Origin of the sequence: Mesorhizobium sp. ORS 3428 (assembly GCF_001854785.1) — a bacterium.
Taxonomy (GTDB): Bacteria; Pseudomonadota; Alphaproteobacteria; order Rhizobiales; family Rhizobiaceae; genus Mesorhizobium.
In genome coordinates, this window is the sequence record NZ_MDFL01000133.1 from 40949 (window position 1) to 63017 (window position 22069).

Below are 22069 nucleotides of genomic sequence, written 5' to 3' on the forward strand. Positions count from 1 at the left end.
AGCCCGGGTTCGAAGGCAGGCTCATGCCCCGGAATGGCGCCTTGTGAGCACAATTACTTTGTCACATCGACTTTTTCTGGTGGAATTTTCCCAGTCGAGTGAAGTTTTTTACTTTTAAAGCTAATAATCCGCCGTAAGATTCTTGAGTTGGCAAACGATTCTGGGGCTGAGGCAGCTTCTTCGATGTTGACGAGGCCGGCAACGCACAACCACATGGCCGAAAGGGTCCGGCGGCTCTTCGGCACGGCGCCCTGTCGCCTGCAGGTCGCCGCCCTGCCCTGGCGCGAGACGGAGCGCGGCGTCGAGATCATGCTGATCACCAGCCGCGACACGGGACGCTGGATTCTGCCCAAAGGATGGCCGGAGGCCAGAGAGCCGCTTTGCGAGGCGGCCGCCCGGGAAGCGGGCGAAGAAGCAGGGTTGCACGGCGCCGTCTCCCATCTCGAGGCCGGCCGGTATTTCTACGGCAAGGTGCTCGCATCCGGCGAGGAGGTGCCTTGTGAAGTCCTGGTGTTTCCGCTCAGGGTCGACCGCGTTGCCGACCGGTGGAAGGAGAAGCGTGCACGCACACGCAAATGGGTCGGCTCCGCCGAGGCCGTTCGCATGGTGAACGAGCCCGATCTTTGCCAGATCATCGCCTATTTCTGCGCCGATCCGCATAGATTCGCCTAAGTCGCCGATATATAATTAAATATGCAGCCTGATGGGCAGTCCCCGCATTGCCGTGCGGGGATATCGATGGTTTGGTTGCTGCGAAATGCCGATTCGGCCAACGACGTTGATCAATGACCAATACCGCACAACCACTCGAAGAGCAGTCGGGCGAAAGCCGGCGCGAGCACCGCCAGCGCGTGCTCAAAGGCGGCACGATCATCACCAGCATCCAGAACTCCGAGGTGCGCTGCACGTTGCGGAATCAACACGCTGGAGGCGCCGAACTGAAAGTGGCGCCRGAATCGCGCGTTCCCGATCGTTTCCTGCTCTATGTGCCGGTCGATGGCGTGGCCTATCGGGCCGAAGTCTGCTGGCGCCGCAGCGACCGCGTCGGCGTGAAGTTTACCGGCACTGAGCCCAAGCCCAAGCTGCATTACGGCTGACGGCCGGCTTGTGAAGGCAAGAGGCATCCGGCCGAAGCCGGATGCCGACCTTTCTACATGACGAGTCCCTTGGTCAGTTCGAGCGCCTGGCGCTCGAACAGGCGCCGATAGACGCCGCCATTCAGGCGGATCAATTCGTCATGCGAGCCCTCCTCGATGATGCGGCCGCGGTCGAAGACCAACAGCCGGTCGAGCGCCCRCACGGTCGAGAGCCGGTGTGCGATGACCAATGTTGTGCGTCCGACCATCAGCCGCTCCATCGCCTTCTGGATAAGCACCTCCGATTCCGAATCGAGGCTCGATGTCGCCTCGTCGAGGATCAGGATGYGCGCATCGGCAAGGAAGGCGCGCGCGATTGCCACGCGCTGGCGCTCGCCGCCCGACAGTTTCACGCCGCGCTCGCCGACCAGGGTTCCGTAGCCCTTGGGCAGGTTGACGATGAAGTCGTGCGCGCTGGCGAGCTTCGCCGCATGTTCTATCTCGGCCTGCGTGGCTCCCGGCCTGGCATAGGCGATGTTCTCGGCCAGCGACCGGTGGAACAGGATCGGCTCCTGCTGCACGATGGCGATCTGGCTGCGCAGCGATGCCTGCCCAACCTGTGAGATGTCCTGGCCGTCGATCAGGATCCGGCCCCCATTAACGTCATAGAGGCGCTGGATCAGCTTGACGAAGGTCGTCTTGCCCGATCCCGAATGGCCGACCAGTCCGATGCGCTCGCCCGCGGCGATCGCGGCCGAGAAGTCGCGATAGAGCGGCAGCCGGTGATTGCCGTAATGGAACGTCACCTTGTCGAACATGATGCGGCCGTCGGTGATCCGGATCGGCGCAGCACCAGGCCGGTCCTCGATGCCGAGCGGCTCGGACTGGAAGTCGACCAGTTCCTCCATGTCGTTGATCGAGCGCTGCAGGTTGCGGATATGCGTGCCGATGTCGCGCAAATAGCCTTGCAGGACGAAGAACGACGTCAGCACGAAGGCGACATCGCCGGCGCTCGCCTGGCCCCATGACCACAGCATGAGGGCGAGACCGATGACGGCGGCCCTCAGCAGCATCAGCATGGTGCTCTGCGTGGTGCCGTTGACCGTGCCGCGCACCCAGGTGCGGCCGGTGCGCAGGCGCCATTTGGCGACGACGCGGGCAAGACGCGCCTCCTCGCGGACTTCGGCGCCAAAGCCCTTGACCACCGCGTTGCAGCTCACAGCGTCGGCCAGCGCGCCGCCGAGGCGGGTGTCCCAGCTGTTGGCGAGCCGCGCCGCCGGAGYGACATAGCCGAGCGACAGCATGGTCGTGCCTGCGATGAACAGCAGCGAGCCGGTGGCGACCGCCAGTCCCATCATCGGCCAGAACCAGCCGAGCAGCAGCGTCGAGCCGACCAGCATGACGACCGACGGCAGCAGCGCTATCAGGATCGTGTCGTTGAGCAGGTCGAGCGCCCACATGCCGCGCGTGATCTTGCGCACCGTCGATCCGGCAAAGCTGTTGGCGTGCCAGTCCGTCGAGAAGCGCTGCACCCGGTGGAAGGCGTCGGCTGCGATGTCCGACATCATTTTGAGCGTGAGCTCGACGATCCCGATGAAAGCGGCGTTGCGCAGCACCACGCCGGCAAGCGCCAGCGCCATCAGGACGGAGAATGCCGTCATTGCTGCGTGCCACGCGACCTCGTCGGCGCCGGCGCTGCTGGCGACGGCATCGACCAGCCGCCCGGAATAGAGCGGCGTCAGCACGTCGGCGAGCGTCGAGAGCAGGAATGCGCCCATGATGAGCGACAGCCGCCACGGCTGGCGGCTCCAATGGCCGAACGTGAAGCCGAGCACGCTGCGAAAGGCGCTCGCGCGCAGATCGATCTTGAAACGAGTCATAATGTCATCCGGGCGCAGACAGGCCCGGTCCCGGCAAAGTCAAATTGGAAAATCCGCGTCGGCGCGATGGGCGCCTGGGAATGCGGAGGTTTGGTATGGTTGGACGCCCGCCCGCGGGCGGCGACCGGCAGCGAAAGCCTGTTCTGCGTCCGGCTTTCCGAAGAGGCTTCGGGCAGCCAGTGCGGAGCTAAGCTTCGCGGCCTCGCGTGACGATGTCGAATCCTGCCATACGGTCCTCCCAGAGGGGAATCGCGGAAGGGCTCTTATAGGGATGCTTCGGTTGGCGCCAAGCCGAGCAGTCGTCAAAACGGCATCTGGTCCAACCACTGGGACTATTTTGCAACAACGGCCGGTTGTGGCGGGAGCCGCAGGCGTGCACTCCAGCCGTATGTTGGGTTCGCTAGCCGCGATCCCGGAACCGGTTGGTGATCGGGTAGCGGCGGTCGCGGCCGAAATTCTTCTTGGTGATCTTCACGCCGGGCGCGGCCTGCCGGCGCTTGTATTCGGCGATGTAGAGCAGGTGCTCGACGCGGCTCACCGTCTCCCGGTCATGCCCGCGCGCGACGATCTCGTCGACGCCCATCTCGTTCTCGACCAGGCACTCCAGAATGTCGTCCAGTGCCGGATAGGGCGGCAGCGAATCCTGGTCGGTCTGGTTTTCGCGCAGTTCCGCCGACGGCGCCTTGTCGATGATGTTCTTCGGGATCACTTCGCCCGACGGGCCGAGCGCGCCCGGCGGCACATGCTCGTTGCGCCAGCGCGCCAGCGCATAGACCTGCATCTTGTAGAGGTCCTTGATCGGATTGAAGCCGCCGTTCATGTCGCCATAGAGCGTGGCGTAGCCCACCGACATCTCGCTCTTGTTGCCGGTCGTGACGACCATAGAGCCGAATTTGTTGGAGATCGCCATCAGGATCGTGCCGCGCGCCCGGCTCTGCAGGTTCTCCTCGGTGATGCCCTCCTGCGTGCCGTCGAAAAGCTGGGTGAGCGCATGCTTGAAGCCTTCGACCGGCTCGGAGATCGGCACGATGTCGTAGCGGCAGCCGAGCGCACGCGCGCAGTCCTCGGCATCCTTCAGCGAGTCCTTCGACGTGTAGCGATAGGGCATCATGACGGTGCGGAGCCGCTCCTCGCCGAGCGCGTCGACGGCGAGCGCCGCACAGATCGCGGRGTCGATGCCGCCGGAAAGGCCGAGCACTACGTTCTTGAAGCCGTTCTTGTTKACGTAGTCGCGCAGGCCGAGCATGCAGGCGCGGTAGTCAGCCTCTTCCCGTTCGGGGATCTTCGACATCGGCCCTTCCGAGCAGACCCAGCTCTCGCCCTTTCGCCTCCAGGTGGTGACGTCGACCGCTTCCTCGAACTGGCTCATCTGGAAGGCCAGCCGCTTGTCGGCVCCGATCGCGAACGAAGCACCGTCAAAGATCAGCTCGTCCTGGCCGCCGAGTTGGTTGGCGTAGATCATCGGCAGGCCGCATTCGATGACCTGCCTTATGACCACCTGGTGACGCACATCGACCTTGGCGCGGTAGTACGGCGAACCGTTCGGCACCAAGAGGATCTCGGCGCCGCTTTCGGCCAGCGTCTCGCAGACGGCGATGTCGCCCCAGATATCCTCGCAGATCGGAATGCCGAGCCGTACGCCACGGAAATTGACCGGCCCTTGCAGTTCGGGTCCCGCCTGGAAGACGCGTTTCTCGTCGAACTCGCCATAGTTCGGCAGGTCGAGCTTGTAGCGTTCCGCGATGATCTTGCCGCCGTCGGCGAAGACGATCGAATTATGCGTTCCCGTCTTGCGCTTCAGCGGCGTGCCGATGATGACGCCTGGGCCGCCGTCCGCGGTGTCTTTGGCAAAGTCCTCCGCCGCCTTTTCGCAGGCTCTGAGGAAGGCCGGCTTCAGCACCAGGTCTTCCGGCGGGTAGCCGGCGAGGAAGAGCTCGGTATAGAGCACGAGGTCGGCGCCCTGGCGGGCCGCATCCGCCCTCGCCTCGCGCGCCTTGGCAAGGTTGCCGGCCACGTCGCCGACAGTCGGATTGAGCTGGGCGACGGCGATGCGCAGGATATCGGGTGCGTGGGTCATGCAGCCGGTTTAGCGTGGCCGAATTCTTCGGGCAATGCCGATTGCTTGTGCCAAATCGGCTGTGCCCGGGGATACGATCAGGCCTCCTCGCCCATATACGCGCGCAGCGCTTCCGGCGGATGGTTCTCGCCGATCGACATCGCCAGGATGCGCGAGATGTGCCGGCGCGGCAGCCCTGTTTCGGCCGACCATTGGTTGAGCTGGGCCTGGATCTTGTCCAGGTCCCGCTTCGAGGTCGGGCTTTCGGCGATGTCGAGGCCGGCGTCGCGCAACGCCGCCGCCATGTCGGCCGAGACGATGAAAGTGTCCCATTCCAGCCAGCGCAGCAAATACTGGCCGGTGTTGCCGCCAAGCCGGCTGCCGTGCTTGCCGAGATAGGCGGTGAGCCCGACCTGGTCGTCGGCCGGCCATTCGGCCAGGAACTTGCCGAAGCCGCCATGCTCCTTCGAGACCCGATCGACGAAGGCCGCATTGTCGCGGACGGATTTGATCTTTTGCGGGTTGCGTACGATGCGCTTGTCGGATGCCAGCTCGTGCCAGAAATCGTCCGGCTGGAAGAGGAGCCGCTTCGGCTCGAAGCCAAGGAAGGCCTCCTCGAAGCCCGGCCACTTCTGCTCGATGACGCGCCAGACGAAGCCGGCGGCAAAGATGCGCTCGGCCATGGTGGAGAGGATGCGGTCGTCGGGGATTTTCGCCACCGCCGTATTATCGGGCATCGGCCCGAGCAGCGACGCCAGCGCTTCTTCACCGCCCTTGCGCTTTGCCGCCCGGGCACGGATTTTCTGGAAATCGGCCATCTCCACCCTCGCCTGTTCAGATCAATCTATCACTTCCCGTCCGGGCCGGCAGCCTCTACCTGTATAAGCAATCTCTATACGCAATTCCGGGAAAGGCCGCGGGGTTCCGCCCGGAATGGCGTGGAAACAAGTAAGCAGGCCCGACGGATGATGGAGGGACCATGAACAAGACGATCGACGATCTGGCAAAGCGTTGGCTGAAGCGGAAGCCCGACGGCCTCTCGGCCCTGGAGAACCGTGTCCTGCAGAGCGCGCTCGACCGCACCACCGTTTCCCGGGACACCAACAAGGCCGTCGCTTTCCACCAGACCTATGGCGACCGCATTGCCGACACCATCGCCCGGATCGGCGGCTCCTGGTCGTTTATCCTCGGCTTCATCGCTTTCCTGGTCCTTTGGACCTTCGRCAATGTCTGGCTGCTCTCGCGCGACGCGTTCGACCCCTATCCGTTCATCTTCCTCAACCTCGTGCTCTCCATGATCGCCGCATTGCAGGCGCCGGTGATCATGATGTCGCAGAACCGCCAGACCGAGCGCGACCGCATCGACGCCGCCCACGACTACGAGGTCAATCTGAAGGCGGAGATCGAGATCATGGCCCTGCATGAGAAGCTCGATGAGCTGCGCCACAGCGAGATCATCGGTATGCGCGACGAGATCCTGCGCATGGCCGAGCAGATCAGACGGATCGACGAGAAGCTCTCGTCACGGCCCGCGCCGCAATGAACGAAGTCATCCATCGCCTCATCGAGCAGTACGGCCTGATCGCGGTCTTCCTGGGCTGCGTCGCCGAGGGCGAAAGCGCCGCCATCCTCGGCGGCTTCTTCGCGCATCAGCAGATTTTCGTACCTTGGCAGGTTTTCCTGACGGCCTTCCTCGGCGCCTTCGCCGGCGACACTTTCTTCTTCATCCTTGGCCGCAACTTTGCCGACCATCCCTATGTGGTCAGGCTGCGCAAACGGCCCGGCTTCCGGCACGCCTATAGGCTGCTCAACGCCCATCCCAACATTTACGTGCTGACGAACCGCTACATCTACGGCATGCGCCTTGTCGGCGGTATCGCCGCCGGGCTGTCGACCGTATCGGTCCCGCGCTTCGTCATCCTGAACGCCATTTCATCGGCGGTCTGGGCGGCTCTCTTCGGCACGATCGGCTATGTCTTCGGACTGGGTGCGGAGCGCATGGTCGGCCAGGCGCTCATCCGTCACGAACGCCTGCTCGTCGGGCTGGCGGTCGGCCTCGGCGTCGCGATCCTCGCTTGGCTGATCGCCCATCACTTCGCCGCAAAGGAACGTGTCAATGATGAGCGGGAGGATCAGTCAGATCGCTGATCCTGGCGTTCGCTTGCCGGCAAGATCAGATCGGCGCCCCGACGATGCGTTCGATCAGGGCCATGCCCCAGACGCCGGCGGCGATCACGATCGAGATCAGCACCGCCAGCGAGCCGCAATCCTTGGCAAGTTGGATGTCGATGTGGAATTCGCGGGAAATGGCGTCGCACGCCGCCTCGATGCCCGTATTGATCACTTCGACCATGATCATCAGGAGAACCGCGCCGATCAGTAAAGCATAGCCGCGCCAGGACACCGAAATGAACCAGCCGGCCGGCAGGGCGAGAGCGAGCAGTATCAGTTCCTGCTGGAACGCCTCTTCGTGGGCAGCCAGCTTGCGGAAGGCCCGCACCGAATTGATGAAAGCATCTAACAGCCGCTGCATGCCCAGCCCTTTCCAACTCACCGGCAGGGGATATCGCAACGGCCGGATCAAGGGAATAAGGCAGCCGCTTCAAAAATCATTCATCCGCGACCTTGATTGACGGCGTCGATTTTTCGAACTGCGGCAGTCCGTCGTCGATCGAGTAATAGTCTCCCTTGTCGCCAACGAAGATGTGGCATTCGCCGCGCAGGCTGGTCGGTTCGTTGAACGACCCAGCCAGAACCGATACATATCCATTGTGTCTTGGCTTCCAAAACAGCAGCGAGCCGCATGTCTTGCAAAAGCCGCGCTTGGCAAAAGCGGAAGCTTCATACCAGGTGAGGTTTTCCGCGCCGTCGATCTCGATATCGGCATCTGAAACATTGGTCGCGGCATAGAAATGTCCGCTCTGCTTTCGGCACTGCGAGCAATGGCAATAGACCACCCCGCGCAACGGCCCCTTCGTGCTGAAGCGAACCGCCCCGCACAAGCACGATCCATTGTGATCTCCGTCCATCCCGGCCTCCCTCGACATCCTTCGCCTCGGTCTTAGGCGGACAGAATTCCAGTTTTGCGCGCGCTGTGCACAGGCAAATGCGACACCGAAAGGGTGTGTCGCAAAAGCGTTGCAAAAGCTGCGCCTGTGGCAGTGTACAGCCTCTGGTAGCAACAACAATGAGGAAATGCAGGCCGTTAAGGAAACTTTAGCGCTGCTTCATTTATGGTTCCTGCAAGCGATGGTCGTGTTGGGGACRCGTCATCACATTCGCATTTCTGATTCAAATCCCCGCGTGGGCGACTTTCGGCGGTGGCAGGTCTCCGGTCGCAGTGAAGGGGTAGAGTGAAACAGAACAATGCAGCCGGCAGCCGTCCYGATCGACAGGAATAGCGATATCGCCACCACCGTTGTGGCAACCATGCGCCAGCTCGGCGTACTCGGTCTGCCGCGCAACTACGAAATCTTCTACGAAGCGCTCAGCGGCAGCAACCACGAGCTCAGCCTCGCTGTTGTCTCCTTGAGCAACCGGCCGACGCAGGAGGATCTCGACCGCATCGGGCGCGCCTTCTTCCCGCAGCACCACGGCCCCGCCATTGTCGAGCATGCCCGCGAGACGGTCGCCAAGGAACTCGAGGATATCGCCGCGCTGTTGCGCAGCGAGCGCACGCATATCGAGAAGTACGGCCGTATCCTCGACGAGACGTCGAGCGGCTTGAGCAATCGAAGCCTGCTTTCACAGRACCTGCTGCAAAAGATCGCCGGCGCGATGTCGGCTGCYACCAACTCGACGCTGGACCACAACCGCCACGTCTCCGGCACGCTCAGCGAAAAGACCGCAGAGCTCGAAAGCGTCAAGTCGAAGCTGGAAGAATACAAGCGCCTCGCCGATACCGACCCGCTGACGCAAATCTGGAATCGCCGCGCCTTCGACAAGGAAATCACGCGCATCTACAACAGCAACCGCGGTATCCTGTTCAACGCGCTGATCCTTGCCGATATCGATCGTTTCAAGGATATCAATGACCGCTACGGCCATCCGGTCGGCGACAAGATCATCCAGATCGTGGCCGAGATCTTGCAATCCAGCGTCCGCGCCGGCAGTTTCGTCGCCCGCACGGGCGGCGAGGAGTTCGCGCTCATCGTCGAAGGCGCCAGCGAGGACGCCACTTACGAGATCGCCGAGCGCATCCGCGTGCTGATCGAACAGACGCCATTCACCAGCAGCCAGACCGGCATGAATTACGGGACGGTGACCGTCTCCATGGGCATCTGCATGGCTTCCCAGGCCGACGGCCCCGAAGACCTCTACAGCAAGGCCGACCGGGCGCTTTACCGCTCCAAGGTCGGCGGCCGCAACCGCGTCACCAGGCATTCCACCATGGTCGGACGCGCCGGCAAGGGTTGGCTGCTCTACAAGAAAGACTGATATTCCGGCATCCTTCGCATCCCTTTCCAAATGAACTTTTGTGGACTATATTTTCCACAGAAATGAAGGGTGCGCTCATGCAACGACCAGTCGCTGCCGCGACGGCGGCGGAGAATGCCGTCATAACCAAGGCCACGCTGCGCGCGGCCGACCTGCTCGACATCACCGCCAGGACGCTCGCTCTGGTCATCGGCGTCTCGGAGGCGACGGTCTCGCGCATGCGCAAGCAGGAATACCTGCTCGAGCGCGGCACCAAGCCGTTCGAGCTTGCGGTACTGTTCGTCCGGCTGTTCCGCTCGCTCGACGCCATCGTAGGCGGTGACGAGACCGTCGCCCGGGCATGGCTGAAGAATCCGAACACGGCGCTCGACGGCACGCCGCTGGAAAAAATCCTGACGATTGCCGGACTTGTCGATGTCATCGCCTATCTGGACTCCCGACGCGCTCTCGTCTGAGGCCGTCAGGCTCGAAGGCAAGTACTGGCGGATGGTCGAGGCACAGCACCGCGTCTCGACGCTGAAGCTTGTCGACAGGCTCGACGAGCAGGGCCTGCTGGAGKACCTTATCGAGGAGACCAAGCCGCAGATCCCGCTGGAGTGCCGCCATCTCCACTATCTTCTGGCGACTCCGTTCCGCTACGGCTCGATCTATCCGCATGGCTCGCGCTTCCGACGCGCCGGCAAGACCAAAGGCGTCTACTACGCCGCCGAGACGGTGCTGACGGCGGTGGCGGAAATGGCGTTCTACCGCCTGCTGTTCTTCGCAGAATCGCCGCAGACGCAATGGCCGAATGACGCGGCCGAATACACCGCCTTTACCGCCTCGATAAAATGCGGGAAGGCTGTCGACCTCACCCGGCCGCCGCTTGATCGCGACGAGAAGGCATGGACGCATCCGACCGACTATGCCGCCTGTCAGGCCATGGCCGATATCGCCCGCGAGGTCGAGATGCAGGCGATCCGCTACCGTTCGGCGCGCGATCCGAAGGGCGCCAACATCGCGCTCCTGACATGCAAGGGCTTTGCCAAGGCCAAGCCGCTGGAACCGCAGACCTGGCGCATCCGCATCGGCTCGTTCGGCGTCCAGGCGATCTGCGAATTCCCGGACAAAAGGGTGGAATTCTCACGCACTGCCTTTGCCGATCCGCGACTGGCCAACATGCGTTGGGAGCGCGGGCGCTGACGGCCCTGCCCTACGCCAGGATGTTGACGGCACGCGCTGCCACGAGCGCGATCGTCAGCAGTGAGATCATCGCCTCTGCCATCATCAACAGCTTGGCGCGCTGGCTGAGCGGCAAGGTGTCGGTCGGCGAGAAGGCCGTAGCATTGGTGAAGGCCAGGAAGACGTAGTCAACGAAGCCGGGCAGCCATTCGCGGGTTTCGCGATCGGGAAGCGTCATCTGCGGAAACAGAAAATCGGCATGCGCGCGCTTGACGAGGCCGCAGGTCGGCGGACCGCCACGGTCGGTGCTCCAGAACCACAGGGCGAAGACGATGACGTTGGTGACCCAGATGTTCAATGCGTCGACGAGCAGCGTCGTGCCGGCGCCCGCATGGCCTTCGAGCAGCGCCCGCACCAGCAGGATCAGCGACCCGCAGTTCATGACGCTGATGACGCCGGTCATCACCAGCGCGGTGCGGCGGATGAAGACGCGAAACCGGCCGATCGCGTACCAATGTTCGTGGTCGACGGCCTTCTGTGTCTGCATTTGCGTCCAGGCCGTCGCAATCGACAGTGGCGCGAGCAGCGCCGCCTCGATGGCGGGCGCGAGCCAGCGCGGTCCGAACGACAGGTTGTTGATGACAAGAAACTGCAGGCAGATGATGACGACGACCGCGCCGCGCGCAGCCCAGAAGTCGAGGGCGCGATGGTGAACGATGGCATGCTCGTGGCGCATGGTAGAATTGTGCGGTGGCGCAGAGTGGGCTCGAGCTTGCGGATGGTCATGCATGGGCCTGATCCCRGCATTTGTCAGACATAGGCGAAGCCCGCCGCGATTATGCCCAGAGCGCCGAGCAGTAATGACCCCTTCCATGGCCAGCGCTTGCCGCGGGTAATGATCGACAGCGTCGCGACGGCGATGGAAATGTGCAGCAGGGTGACCGCAAACGTCAGCACGTGGTCACGATGCTCACGGATGTCGCTGTCGCGCAGCTTTTCGTCGACCTGCTTTTCGAATTCAGTCGCCTTGGCCTGTATCTCCACACCGTCGTTTTCATTGCGTTTGGCGGTGGCCCGGAACTGATCGGCGGTAGGTCCCCCCATGGCCGCCGCGATCTCGTAGCTGTTCTTTTTAATGCTTTTGGCCTCGAAGAAGCTCCACTGGTCGCTGGCCTTGTTCTGCAGATAGGCCGCCTCGCTCTTGTCGTTGATCGCCGCAGCACTCTCCAGCGACTCGAAACTGCCGACTGTTGCGGCCAGGACGGCCAGCACCGCTATGGTCACCGAGACCGTGGTCAGAAAAGGACTGCCTTCATGCGCGGCATGCTCGGCATGCTCAGCGTGTTCCAGGTGCTCCTGAGTTGCGTCTTCCATTRCCATCCCCAGCCCTTGTCGGACCATGTAATTCGACGGCGACACCTCCACCTCAATCTTGGTCATGCGATGGTCGTGTAAACATAAATTTTCGTAAGGTTTGGCGGACGGCGCCTCGCAGCGCCCCGTCCCCGAACGAAAAAGGCGCCGGAGTCTCCGGCGCCGTGAACTGTCAAAATCAGATGAAAAATCAGATGAGAAGCGGCCTCAGGCGTTGGCGGCCTGCTTTTGCTGGACCGGATGACTCTTCTTCAAGAGGTCCGATACCAGGAAGGCCAGTTCGATCGCCTGGTCGGCGTTAAGGCGCGGATCGCAATGGGTGTGGTAGCGATCCTGCAGGTCCTCGGCGGTGATCGCGCGCGCGCCGCCCGTGCATTCGGTGACGTTCTTGCCGGTCATCTCGACATGGATGCCGCCTGGATGCGTGCCTTCGGCGCGATGCACTTCGAAGAAGGTCTGCACTTCCTTGAGGATGCGGTCGAAAGGCCGCGTCTTATAGCCGGCCGCCTCGATCGTGTTGCCGTGCATCGGGTCGGACGACCAGACCACGCTGCGGCCTTCCTTCTTCACGGCCCGCACCAGCTTCGGCAGATGCTCGGCGACCTTGTCGGAGYCGAAGCGTGCGATCAGCGTCAGCCGGCCGGGCTCGTTCTCGGGGTTGAGCAGGTCGATCAGTTCCAGCAGACCGTCCGGCGTCAGCGACGGCCCGCATTTCAGGCCGAGCGGGTTCTTGATGCCGCGGCAATATTCGACATGCGCATGATCGGGCTGGCGGGTACGGTCGCCGATCCAGATCATGTGGCCCGAGGTCGCGTACCAGTCGCCCGAGGTCGAGTCGACGCGGGTCAACGCCTCCTCATAGCCGAGCAGCAGCGCCTCGTGGCTGGTGTAGAAATCGGTCTCGCGCAGCGCGAAATTCGTTTCGGAGGTGATGCCCACCGCGCGCATGAAATCCATGGTCTCAGTGATGCGGTTGGCGAGCGACTCGTATTTCTCGCCCTGCGGGCTGTCGGCGACAAAGCCCAGCATCCAGCGATGCACGTTCTCCAGGCTGGCGTAGCCGCCCTGCGCGAAGGCACGCAGCAGATTGAGCGTCGCCGCCGACTGGCGGTACGCCATCTCCTGCCTTGCCGGATCCGGAACGCGCGACGTGGCGTCGAACTCGATGCCGTTGATGATGTCGCCGCGATAGCTCGGCAGCGTCACGCCGCCCTTGGTCTCGCTGTCAGAAGAGCGCGGCTTGGCGAACTGGCCAGCGACGCGGCCGACCTTCACCACCGGCTGCGCGCCGGCGAAGGTGAGCACCACCGACATCTGCAGGAAGACGCGGAAGAAGTCGCGGATGTTGTCCGCACCGTGCTCGGCGAAGCTCTCGGCGCAGTCGCCACCCTGGAGCAGGAACGCCTCACCGGYAGCAACCGCCGCCAACTGCTTCCTCAGCTTGCGCGCCTCACCGGCAAAAACCAGCGGCGGGTAGGTGGCGAGCCGCGCTTCCGTGGCCTGCAGCGCCGCAAGGTCCGGATAGGCCGGAACCTGCTTGATCGGCTTTGCTCTCCACGAATTCGGCGACCATTTCGTCATCGATGCACCCAAACGCCCTTTCAGAGCAATTCCAGGAAAACTGCGAGACGGCTTTCCGTCCGGAATTGCATCAAACAAACAAGCAGGCGCCCTCGCCTGCAATCCACCCTCTATCGGGATCGCGGCTCCTTACACGAAGCCGATTTCCTATTCTAGACACGAATTTCAGCAGTGGCGAATGGCTTCCTCTGCCAGGTAGTTCGAGATTCAGGTCAGGCCGAACGTGCGTGAGTACCGGAAGCGCGGGAAAGCGCGGTTTGCAGGCCGGCGTCACCTGAATATCGACCTGCCTACGCGRCCTTGTCGACCAGGCGCGCCAATTGCGTCATCACCACGGCCGAGCCCGCCAGGCGCTTCTCGGCGTTCGGCCAGTCGCGGATGAAGACGACGCTGTGGTCGGCCCTGATCTTGGCCAGCGAGCCCTGCTCGCCGATGAACTTGACCAGACCGACCGGATTGGGGAACTCGCGCTTGCGGAAATGGATGACCACGCCCTTGGGACCGGCATCCAGCTTCTCGACATTGGCCTTGCGGCAGAGCGCCTTGATGAAGACGATCTTCAGGAGATGCGTCACCTCCTCCGGCAGCGGCCCGAAACGGTCGATCAGCTCGGCGCCGAAGGCATCGATCTCCTCGGTCGTTTCAAGGTCGCCGAGGCGGCGATAGAGCGCCATCCTGAGCTGCAGGTCCGGCACATAGCTTTCCGGAATCATCACCGCCGTGCCGACCGCGATCTGCGGCGACCAGCCGCCATCCTGAACTTCGCCTGAATCCTTCACCTCGGCCACCGCTTCCTCCAGCATCTGCTGGTAGAGCTCGAAACCGACCTCCTTGATGTGGCCGGACTGCTCTTCGCCGAGAAGATTGCCGGCGCCCCTGATGTCGAGGTCGTGGCTGGCGAGCTGGAAGCCGGCGCCAAGCGTGTCGAGCGACTGCAGCACCCTCAGCCGGCGCTCGGCCGTGTCGGTGAGCTTGCGGTTGGCCGGCAGCGTGAACAGCGCATAGGCGCGCACCTTGGAGCGGCCGACGCGGCCGCGCAGCTGGTAGAGCTGGGCAAGGCCGAACATGTCGGCGCGATGGACGATCAGCGTGTTGGCGGTCGGGATGTCGAGGCCGGATTCCACGATGGTCGTCGACAGAAGCACGTCGTACTGGCCGTCATAGAAAGCGTTCATGATGTCGTCGAGCTCGCCGGCCGGCATCTGGCCGTGGGCGACCGCCACTTTCAGCTCGGGCACGGATTGCTGCAGGAAATCATGGATTTCGGCGAGATCGCTTATGCGCGGCACGACATAGAAGGAATGGCCGCCGCGATAGCGTTCGCGCAGCAGCGTCTCGCGTATGACCAGCGGATCGAAGGGCGACATGAACGTGCGCACCGCCATGCGGTCGACGGGCGGCGTGGYGATCAGCGACAGTTCGCGCACGCCGGTCAGCGCCAGCTGCAGCGTGCGCGGGATCGGCGTTGCCGACAATGTCAGCACATGCACGTCGTTCTTGAGTTCCTTCAGCCGCTCCTTGTGCTTGACGCCGAAATGCTGCTCCTCGTCGATGATCAGCAGGCCGAGATTCTTGAACGAGATCGAGCTGCCGAGCAGCGCATGCGTGCCGACGACAATGTCAACCGTGCCTTCGGCAACGCCCTTCTTGGTTTCGGCCAGCTCCTTGGAGCCGACCAGGCGCGAGGCCTGCGCGACGCGGATCGGAAGGCCCGAGAAGCGCTGCGAGAAGGTCTTGAAATGCTGGCGCGCGAGAAGCGTCGTCGGCACCACGACCGCGACCTGGAACCCTTCCATCGCCGCGATGAAGGCGGCGCGCAGCGCCACCTCCGTCTTGCCGAAGCCGACATCGCCACAGATCAGCCGGTCCATCGGCTTGCCGGCTCCGAGATCGTCCATGACGGCGTCGATCGCCGTCTGCTGGTCGTCCGTTTCCTCATAGGGAAAGCGCGCGGCAAACTCGCCATAGAGGCCGTCGGCCGGAACCATGGCGGGAGCGGCCCGCATCTGACGCTCGGCGGCGAGCCGGATCAGCTGTCCGGCCATGTCGAGCAGGCGCCGCTTCAGCCGCGCCTTGCGCGCCTGCCAGGCGCCGCCGCCCAGCTTGTCGAGCGCCGCCTCGGCAGAATCCGAGCCGTAACGCGACAGAAGCTCGATGTTTTCGACCGGCAGGAACAGGCGGTCGTCGCCGGCATAATGAATTTCGAGGCAATCGTGCGGGGCCCCCACCGCCTCGATAGTGCGCAGGCCGACGAAACGGCCGATGCCGTGGTCGGCATGGACGACGATGTCACCCGCGGACAGCGACGAGGCCTCGGCGATGAAGTCGGAAGCGCGCTTTTTGCGTTTCGTGCGGCGGATCAGCCTGTCGCCGAGGATATCCTGCTCGGCGACGACCACCAGACCATCGGTCTCGAAGCCGGTCTCGAGCGGCAGCACGGCCAGCCCCGCTTGCCCCGGCTCCAGCTTTTCGACCTCGGCAAGTGTCGCGACCGGCTTCAGATTGCCGAGATTGTGCTCGGCGAGGATCTGGCCGAGCCGGTCGAGCGAGCCTTCGGTCCAGCCGGCGACGATGACGCGGCGGCGCGCGGCACGCTCGTCGGCAATGTGCTTCACCACGACATCGAAGACGTTGCTGTTGGGATCGGCGCGCTCCTCGGCGAAGCTGCGGCCGTGCCGCGAGCCGGCGTGGAAGACTTTCTTGCCTCCGACATCGGGCGCATCGAAGACGGTGAAGTCGATGTCTTCGCGCGGTCCGAGCGAAGCGCGCAGATTCTCCGGCGAGAGATAAAGCAGGTCCGGCGCGACCGGCTTGTAGGGCACGGCGTCCTTCAGCGCGCCGTCGGCCTGCTTCCGGCGCGCCTCATAGTGATCGAGGATCAGCGTGTGCCGCTCGGCCAGCGCCTCATGCGCCAGATGGTCGAAAACCACCGGCGCATCGGGCAGATAGTCGAACACCGTCTCCAGCCGCTCGTAGAAGAAGGGCAACCAGTGCTCCATGCCGGCGAAGCGCCGGCCCTCGCTGACCGCCGCATAGAGCGCGTCGTCACGCGACGGCGCGCCGAAGGCCTCGATATAGGAGCGGCGGAAGCGGCTGATCGTCTCCGGCGTCAGCGCCACTTCGCTCATCGCCTGCAGCGACATCGACTTGCGCTGCCCGGTCGTGCGCTGCGTCGCCACGTCGAAGACGCGGATCGATTCCAGCGTGTCGCCGAAGAAGTCGAGGCGGAGCGCCTCGCTCCAGCCTGGCGCGAACAGATCAAGGATGCCGCCGCGCACCGCGAACTCGCCAACGTCGCGCACCGTCGGCACGCGCTCGAAACCGGAATTCTCCAGCCGCGCAATCAGCGCGTTCATGTCGATCTGGTTGCCGGGCTTGGCATGGAAAGTCTGCGCCTCGATCAGCTCGGCTGGCGGTATGCGCTGCAAAAGCGCATTGGCGGTCGTGAGGATCACGGCGCGGTGCGGCTTCTTTGCCAGCGCAATCAGGGCGGAGAGCGCGTCGAGCCGTCGCGCGGCGGCATCGGCGCCGGGCGAGACACGGTCGTAGGGCAGGCAGTCCCAGGCCGGCAGTTCCAGCACCGGCAGGCCGGGCGCGGCGAAGGCCAGCGCATCGATGATCGCCGGCAGCCGCTGGCCGTCGCGCGCCACGAACAGCACCGGCTTGTCGGGGGCGATCTCCTGTGCCGTCTGCACCAGCGCGAAGGCTTCGTACCCGTCGGCAACGCCGTCGACGATGAACTGGCCGGCGCGGYCCTTGGGCAGTCCGATGGAGGGAATGAGGCTCATGCGGAAGCGTTTTTCAAAATGTCATGGTCCGGCGCGACGCCAGGATCTTCTGCAGTACCGGGCAATCGATACCGGGCGGAACCGGGCGTTCACCGGTGATCATCGGCAGGAATTCTGTGTCGGGGATTTCGAGGAGCATTTCATATTGGTCGATTTCGTCGCCGGTCAAGGCGGCGATCTCGGCATCGGCGAAGGAACCGAGGATGAGGTCCATCTCGCGCATGCCGCGGTGCCACGAGCGGAACAGGAGCTTGCGGCGGCGAGTATCCAGTCCCTCGCTTGATCGCTGTGTTCCGGTCATCGCGCGCCATTCCTGTTCGAAGCGGCGCATATAGCGTGGATAGCGACCGGTGTCAGCCTTGCGCTGCCGCCGTCGCGACATAAGCTGACACAATGCGCCCTTCCATCCTCGATCCCCTCTTCGTCCCGATCACCTCGCTCGCCGGCGTCGGCCAGAAGGTCGGGACCATGATCGAAAAGGTTGTGCCGGCCGATCTCGGCGATCGTCCCGCACGCGCCGCCGACCTCTTGTTCCTGCTGCCCAACACGGTGATCGACCGCCGTAACAGGCCGGGCATTGCGCTCTCGGCTGAAGGCCAGATCGTCACGCTCGAGGTGCGGGTCGACCGCCACCAGCCGCCGCCGCGCGGCAACAGGTCGGTGCCTTACCGGGTCTACGCCCATGACGATACCGGCGAGATCGCGCTGACCTTCTTCCACGCCCATGCCGCCTATCTGCAGAAGATGCTGCCGGAAGGCGAACGTGTCGTCATCTCCGGCCGCATGGAATGGTTCAACGGCCGCCCGACCATGGTGCACCCCGACCATATCGCGCCGCTCGACGAGGCCGAGGGGCTGCCGCTGGTCGAGCCGGTCTATCCGCTCACCGCCGGCCTGTCGGCAAAGGTGCTGCGCCGGGCGATTGCCCAGGCGCTCGGTCGCTTGCCGGAACTGCCGGAATGGCAGGACGGCGCTTTCATGCGCCGTTACAGCTTTCCGTCCTTCGGCGATGCGCTCACCCGCATCCACAATCCGAAGGACCCGATCGACGTCGCGGTCGAGGGAGCGGCATGGCGGCGCCTGGCCTATGACGAATTTCTCGCCGGGCAAGTGTCATTGGCGCTGGTGCGGGCCAGAATCCGCCGCCTTTCCGGCCGGCCTCTGGTCGGCGACGGCCGTATCGTCGAGCGGCTGCGCGCCGCCCTGCCCTACAAGCTCACGCCCAGCCAGGAATTTGCGCTCGGCGAGATCAATGCCGACCTCGCCGATCCCGAGCGCATGCTGCGCCTGCTGCAGGGCGATGTCGGCTCCGGCAAGACGGTGGTCGCGCTGCTCGCCATGGGCCGCGCKGTCGAGGCAGGCGGCCAGGCGGCGCTGATGGCACCGACCGAGATCCTGGCACGCCAGCATCTGGCGACCATCGCTCCGCTGGCGGAAAAGGCCGGGCTGCGCGTCGCCGTCCTGACCGGGCGCGAGAAGGGCCGTGAACGCACCGAAACGCTGGAAGGCCTCGCCAATGGCGACATCGATATCGTCGTCGGCACGCACGCGCTGTTCCAGGAAACAGTGACCTTCCACGACCTCGTCCTTGCCGTCGTCGACGAACAGCACCGCTTCGGCGTCCACCAGCGCCTCGCGATCACCGCCAAGGGCGACGCGCCCGACATGCTGGTGATGACGGCGACACCCATTCCCCGCACGCTGGTGCTCACCGCGTTCGGCGACATGGATGTCTCGAAGCTGACCGAGAAGCCGGCAGGCCGGCAGCCGATCCGCACCGTGACCCTGCCGCTGGAGCGGCTGGACGAGTTGGTCGGGCGCATGCGCGATGCCGTCGCCGAAGGCCAGAAGATCTACTGGATCTGCCCCCTGGTCGAGGAATCGGAAGAGATCAAGCTGATGTCGGCGGAGGATCGTTTTGCCTCGCTGAAGCCGCTCTTCGGCGACCAGATCGGCCTCGTTCACGGTCGCATGAAGGGCGCCGAGAAAGATGAGGCGATGCGCGCCTTCAAACAGGGTGAGACGCGGATTCTTGTCGCCACCACCGTCATCGAGGTCGGTGTCGACGTGCCGGACGCCACCATCATGGTCATCGAGCATGCCGAGCGCTTCGGCCTTGCGCAGCTACACCAGTTGCGCGGCCGGGTCGGGCGCGGCGACCGGCCCTCCTCCTGCGTGCTGCTTTACAAGGACCCGCTCGGCGAGACAGCAAGGCGACGRCTGTCGGTGATGCGCGAGACCGAGGACGGCTTCCGCATCGCCGAGGAGGACCTGAAGCTGCGCGGCGAAGGCGAGCTGCTGGGCACGCGCCAGTCCGGCACGCCGGGCTTCCAGGTGGCGCGCATCGAGTTCCATGCCGACCTGCTCGAAGCCGCCCGCGACGATGCCAGGCTGATCCTGTCGCGTGATCCGGAACTGCAGTCCGAGCGCGGCGAGGCGCTCCGACTGCTGCTCTACCTGTTCGGCCGCGACGAGGCGGTGCGGTTGCTGCGCGCCGGCTGAGGAGCGCCCAGCGCAGGGTTGGCGAGCGGCCCTTCTATATGCTCGCCGTTCAGGGTCACCAGCTTGGCCTTGACCTCCGGCGCCACCATGCCGGCCGAAACGATCAGCTTGGCGCCGTCCTCGATCGTCATATCGAGCGGCACGATCTCGGATTTATGCACATACATCAGGAAGCCGGTGGTCGGGTTTGGCGTGCAGGGCATGAACACCGCGATCAGCGGATCGCCCTCCTGGTCGAGCTTCTGGTTGATCTCGGTTTCCTTCTCGCTGGCGACGAAGACCAGCGACCAGACGCCTTTTCGTGGATATTCGACCAGCCCGACCTGGCGGAACATGTCGCCCTTGTTCGACAGCACCGTCTCGAAAATCTGCTTCAGCGAGCGGTAGATGCCGCGCACCAGCGGCATGCGGCCGAGCAGCCGCTCGCCGAAATTGACAATGGCGCGGCCGACGATGTTCGCCGTCATGAAGCCGATGAACGTGATCAGCACCAGCGCCACGATCAGGCCGAAGCCGGGGACAGGGAACGGCAGGTAGGTGTCAGGATTGTAGCGAGCGGGAATGTAGGGCTTTACCCAGGAATCGACCCAGCCGATGAGCGACCAGGCGATATAGGCGGTGATCGCCAGCGGCGCGCAGACGATGAAGCCAGTCAGGAAATAGTTCCTGAGCCGGGCAATGCCAGAGGTCTTCAAGGCGTCGGACATAGGATCACCGCAGCGCAGATTGCGACGCTGACATTAGTGAACCGCTAGCCGATTTGGAATTGCGAAGTTTTTAAAGGACCCTTTATGAGACGCACTCGAGGACATTGGTCGCTCTACGCCATTGTCCTCGTAATGCGCTCAGCTGAGTTCTTGGGCAAGTCCGATGAGAACCCCTTCAGGCCCGCGAATGTAGCAGAGCAGATACGCATCCTTGTAGCGGACTACTTCGCCTACGAGCTGCGCGCCGCGCTTGCGGACCCTTTCAAGCGTCTCATCGATGTCGTCCACGGCGAACATGACGCGGAGGTAGCCTAGGGCGTTCACCGGGGCATTGCGGTGATCCGCAATGACAGGCGGCGTGAGGAAGCGGGAGAGCTCGAGCCGGCCGTGGYCGTCCGGCGTGCGCATCATGGCGATCTCGACGCGCTGGTCGCCCAGTCCGGTGACACGTCCGRCCCATTCTCCTTCGATCGTGGCGCGCCCTTCGAGTTCGAGGCCGAGTTCGCGAAAGAAATCAATCGTTCCTTCGAGGTCCTCGACGACGATTCCTACGTTATCCATCCGTTTGAGCGCCATGTGTCCAATCTACAAGGTCTCGTCTGGACTAACAACGGACGGCTTCGGCGGAGCGGCCAATATCCAGCTATTCCACCGTCACCGACTTCGCCAGATTGCGCGGCTGGTCGACGTCGGTGCCCATGAACACGGCGGTGAAATAGGCGAGCATCTGGATCGGCAGCGCGTAGACGATCGGCGCAATGATCTCCGGCACCTCGGGCAAGATGATCGTCTCCATCGTCTTGAGGCTCGCCTGGGCGGCGCCCCTGGCGTCGGTGATGAGAATGATCTTGCCGCCGCGCGCGGCCACTTCCTGCATGTTCGACACCGTCTTTTCGAAAATGCGGTCATAAGGTGCGATCACGATCACCGGCATGTTTTCGTCGATCAGCGCGATCGGCCCGTGCTTCAGCTCGCCGCCGGCATAGCCCTCGGCGTGGATGTAGGAGATTTCCTTGAGCTTCAGCGCCCCTTCCATGGCGAGCGGGAAATTGGTGTCGCGGCCGAGATAGAGCACGTCCTTGTAGCGCGACAGCTCGCGCGCGATGCGTTCGATCTGSTCGTCGAGCTTCAGCACCTGGGTGGCRAAGCGCGGCGCCTCGGAAAGCTCGCGCACCAGCTGCTTTTCGGCATCRCGCGAAATCGTGCCGCGCGCCACGCCGGCGCGCACCGCGAGCGCGGCCAGCACCGACAGCTGGCAGGTGAAGGCCTTGGTCGAGGCGACGCCGATTTCCGGMCCGGCAAGCGTCGGCAGCACGACGTCGGATTCGCGCGCCATGGTCGATTCGCGCACATTGACGACCGCGCCGATCTGCATGCCGGCCYTGCGGCAATAGCGCAGCGAGGCCAGCGTGTCGGCGGTCTCGCCCGATTGCGAGATGAAGAAGGCCGCGTCGTTGGCCGAAAGCGGCATCTCGCGGTAGCGGAATTCCGAGGCGACATCGATGTC

At 63.8% G+C, this 22069-nt stretch carries 21 protein-coding genes; 8 read left to right on the forward strand and 13 right to left on the reverse strand.

What is annotated here, in order from left to right; genetic code table 11:
* The first annotated feature begins 183 nt into the window (after positions 1–183).
* Positions 184–672: an NUDIX hydrolase gene (locus tag ORS3428_RS22750; RefSeq protein WP_071100537.1), complete on the forward strand. Its 489-nt coding sequence runs from the start codon at positions 184–186 to the stop codon at positions 670–672.
* A 113-nt stretch (positions 673–785) separates the two neighbouring features.
* The gene (locus tag ORS3428_RS22755; protein ID WP_071100538.1) at positions 786–1097 is read left to right on the forward strand and encodes a PilZ domain-containing protein; all 312 of its coding nucleotides are present in this window, start codon (positions 786–788) and stop codon (positions 1095–1097) included.
* Between the two features lie 53 nt (positions 1098–1150).
* Here ORS3428_RS22755 and ORS3428_RS22760 read toward each other — a convergent pair whose 3' ends face one another.
* The 3 genes from ORS3428_RS22760 to ORS3428_RS22770 form a co-directional block, all read right to left on the reverse strand.
* Positions 1151–2956 carry an ABC transporter ATP-binding protein gene (locus ORS3428_RS22760; RefSeq protein WP_083355259.1) on the reverse strand — a complete coding sequence of 602 codons (1806 nt, stop codon included), beginning with the start codon at positions 2954–2956 and terminating at the stop codon, positions 1151–1153.
* Between the two features lie 400 nt (positions 2957–3356).
* Positions 3357–5033, reverse strand: a complete 1677-nt coding sequence (locus tag ORS3428_RS22765) for an NAD+ synthase (RefSeq protein ID WP_071100540.1) — start codon at positions 5031–5033, stop codon at positions 3357–3359.
* A gap of 77 nt (positions 5034–5110) precedes the next feature.
* Positions 5111–5830 carry a DNA-3-methyladenine glycosylase I gene (locus ORS3428_RS22770; RefSeq protein WP_071100541.1) on the reverse strand — a complete coding sequence of 240 codons (720 nt, stop codon included), beginning with the start codon at positions 5828–5830 and terminating at the stop codon, positions 5111–5113.
* A gap of 161 nt (positions 5831–5991) precedes the next feature.
* On the opposite strand from ORS3428_RS22770, the gene ORS3428_RS22775 reads away from it, so the two are divergent.
* Positions 5992–6555: a DUF1003 domain-containing protein gene (locus ORS3428_RS22775; protein WP_071100542.1), complete on the forward strand. Its 564-nt coding sequence runs from the start codon at positions 5992–5994 to the stop codon at positions 6553–6555.
* Positions 6552–7160: a DedA family protein gene (locus ORS3428_RS22780; RefSeq protein WP_071100543.1), complete on the forward strand. Its 609-nt coding sequence runs from the start codon at positions 6552–6554 to the stop codon at positions 7158–7160. Before ORS3428_RS22775 ends, ORS3428_RS22780 begins: the two co-directional genes overlap by 4 nt.
* Positions 7161–7185: 25 nt before the next feature.
* Here the strand turns inward: ORS3428_RS22780 and ORS3428_RS22785 are convergent, their stop codons facing one another.
* Positions 7186–7545 (reverse strand): diacylglycerol kinase, encoded by a 360-nt coding sequence (locus ORS3428_RS22785; protein WP_071100544.1) that lies wholly within the window; start codon positions 7543–7545, stop codon positions 7186–7188.
* Between the two features lie 76 nt (positions 7546–7621).
* Positions 7622–8041, reverse strand: coding sequence for a GFA family protein (locus tag ORS3428_RS22790; RefSeq protein WP_071100558.1), 420 nt, complete (start codon positions 8039–8041; stop codon positions 7622–7624).
* Positions 8042–8378: 337 nt separating this feature from the next.
* Here ORS3428_RS22790 and ORS3428_RS22795 point away from each other — a divergent pair, with 337 nt between their 5' ends.
* The 3 genes from ORS3428_RS22795 (at position 8379) to ORS3428_RS22805 (ending at position 10631) form a co-directional block, all read left to right on the forward strand.
* The gene (locus ORS3428_RS22795) at positions 8379–9449 is read left to right on the forward strand and encodes a GGDEF domain-containing protein (RefSeq protein WP_071100545.1); all 1071 of its coding nucleotides are present in this window, start codon (positions 8379–8381) and stop codon (positions 9447–9449) included.
* A 77-nt stretch (positions 9450–9526) separates the two neighbouring features.
* The gene (locus ORS3428_RS22800; protein WP_071100559.1) at positions 9527–9904 is read left to right on the forward strand and encodes an antitoxin Xre/MbcA/ParS toxin-binding domain-containing protein; all 378 of its coding nucleotides are present in this window, start codon (positions 9527–9529) and stop codon (positions 9902–9904) included.
* Positions 9864–10631: an RES family NAD+ phosphorylase gene (locus ORS3428_RS22805; RefSeq protein WP_071100546.1), complete on the forward strand. Its 768-nt coding sequence runs from the start codon at positions 9864–9866 to the stop codon at positions 10629–10631. The genes ORS3428_RS22800 and ORS3428_RS22805 overlap by 41 nt, the downstream gene beginning before the upstream one ends.
* 10 nt (positions 10632–10641) lie before the next feature.
* Here ORS3428_RS22805 and ORS3428_RS22810 read toward each other — a convergent pair whose 3' ends face one another.
* The 5 genes from ORS3428_RS22810 to ORS3428_RS22830 form a co-directional block, all read right to left on the reverse strand.
* A complete protein-coding gene (locus ORS3428_RS22810; protein ID WP_071100547.1) occupies positions 10642–11346 on the reverse strand; it encodes a hypothetical protein in 705 nt (234 codons plus the stop codon).
* Positions 11347–11420: 74 nt separating this feature from the next.
* Entirely contained in the window at positions 11421–12050 is a 630-nt protein-coding gene (locus tag ORS3428_RS22815; protein WP_244508072.1) for a DUF4337 domain-containing protein, read from the reverse strand.
* A gap of 141 nt (positions 12051–12191) precedes the next feature.
* On the reverse strand, positions 12192–13565 hold the full coding sequence (locus tag ORS3428_RS22820; RefSeq protein WP_071100548.1) for a class II 3-deoxy-7-phosphoheptulonate synthase: 1374 nt from the start codon (positions 13563–13565) through the stop codon (positions 12192–12194).
* A 290-nt stretch (positions 13566–13855) separates the two neighbouring features.
* Positions 13856–17353 carry a transcription-repair coupling factor gene (gene mfd, locus ORS3428_RS22825; protein ID WP_071100549.1) on the reverse strand — a complete coding sequence of 1166 codons (3498 nt, stop codon included), beginning with the start codon at positions 17351–17353 and terminating at the stop codon, positions 13856–13858.
* A 13-nt stretch (positions 17354–17366) separates the two neighbouring features.
* The gene (locus tag ORS3428_RS22830) at positions 17367–17654 is read right to left on the reverse strand and encodes an FAD assembly factor SdhE (protein ID WP_071100561.1); all 288 of its coding nucleotides are present in this window, start codon (positions 17652–17654) and stop codon (positions 17367–17369) included.
* Between the two features lie 92 nt (positions 17655–17746).
* Between ORS3428_RS22830 and recG the strand changes: the two genes are divergently transcribed.
* Positions 17747–19855, forward strand: a complete 2109-nt coding sequence (gene recG, locus ORS3428_RS22835) for an ATP-dependent DNA helicase RecG (RefSeq protein ID WP_071100550.1) — start codon at positions 17747–17749, stop codon at positions 19853–19855.
* On the opposite strand, the gene ORS3428_RS22840 is transcribed toward recG, so the two are convergent.
* The 3 genes from ORS3428_RS22840 to ORS3428_RS22850 all read right to left on the reverse strand — a co-directional run.
* On the reverse strand, positions 19807–20562 hold the full coding sequence (locus tag ORS3428_RS22840) for a DUF502 domain-containing protein (protein ID WP_071100551.1): 756 nt from the start codon (positions 20560–20562) through the stop codon (positions 19807–19809). The genes recG and ORS3428_RS22840 overlap by 49 nt on opposite strands.
* A 138-nt stretch (positions 20563–20700) precedes the next feature.
* Positions 20701–21138 carry a VOC family protein gene (locus ORS3428_RS22845; RefSeq protein WP_071100552.1) on the reverse strand — a complete coding sequence of 146 codons (438 nt, stop codon included), beginning with the start codon at positions 21136–21138 and terminating at the stop codon, positions 20701–20703.
* Positions 21139–21205: 67 nt separating this feature from the next.
* Positions 21206–22069 (reverse strand): isomerizing glutamine--fructose-6-phosphate transaminase (locus tag ORS3428_RS22850; RefSeq protein WP_122984386.1); only part of this gene is annotated, 864 nt, incomplete at its 5' end.

Coding starts and splice junctions, on each gene's coding strand:
- ORS3428_RS22790 (WP_071100558.1), bottom strand. CDS start 8,041: ATGGACGGAGATCACAATGGATCGTGCTTGTGCGGGGCGGTTCGCTTC.
- ORS3428_RS22785 (WP_071100544.1), bottom strand. CDS start 7,545: ATGCAGCGGCTGTTAGATGCTTTCATCAATTCGGTGCGGGCCTTCCGC.
- ORS3428_RS22810 (WP_071100547.1), bottom strand. CDS start 11,346: ATGCGCCACGAGCATGCCATCGTTCACCATCGCGCCCTCGACTTCTGG.
- ORS3428_RS22780 (WP_071100543.1), top strand. CDS start 6,552: ATGAACGAAGTCATCCATCGCCTCATCGAGCAGTACGGCCTGATCGCG.
- ORS3428_RS22770 (WP_071100541.1), bottom strand. CDS start 5,830: ATGGCCGATTTCCAGAAAATCCGTGCCCGGGCGGCAAAGCGCAAGGGC.
- ORS3428_RS22830 (WP_071100561.1), bottom strand. CDS start 17,654: ATGACCGGAACACAGCGATCAAGCGAGGGACTGGATACTCGCCGCCGC.
- ORS3428_RS22800 (WP_071100559.1), top strand. CDS start 9,527: ATGCAACGACCAGTCGCTGCCGCGACGGCGGCGGAGAATGCCGTCATA.
- ORS3428_RS22750 (WP_071100537.1), top strand. CDS start 184: ATGTTGACGAGGCCGGCAACGCACAACCACATGGCCGAAAGGGTCCGG.
- ORS3428_RS22840 (WP_071100551.1), bottom strand. CDS start 20,562: ATGTCCGACGCCTTGAAGACCTCTGGCATTGCCCGGCTCAGGAACTAT.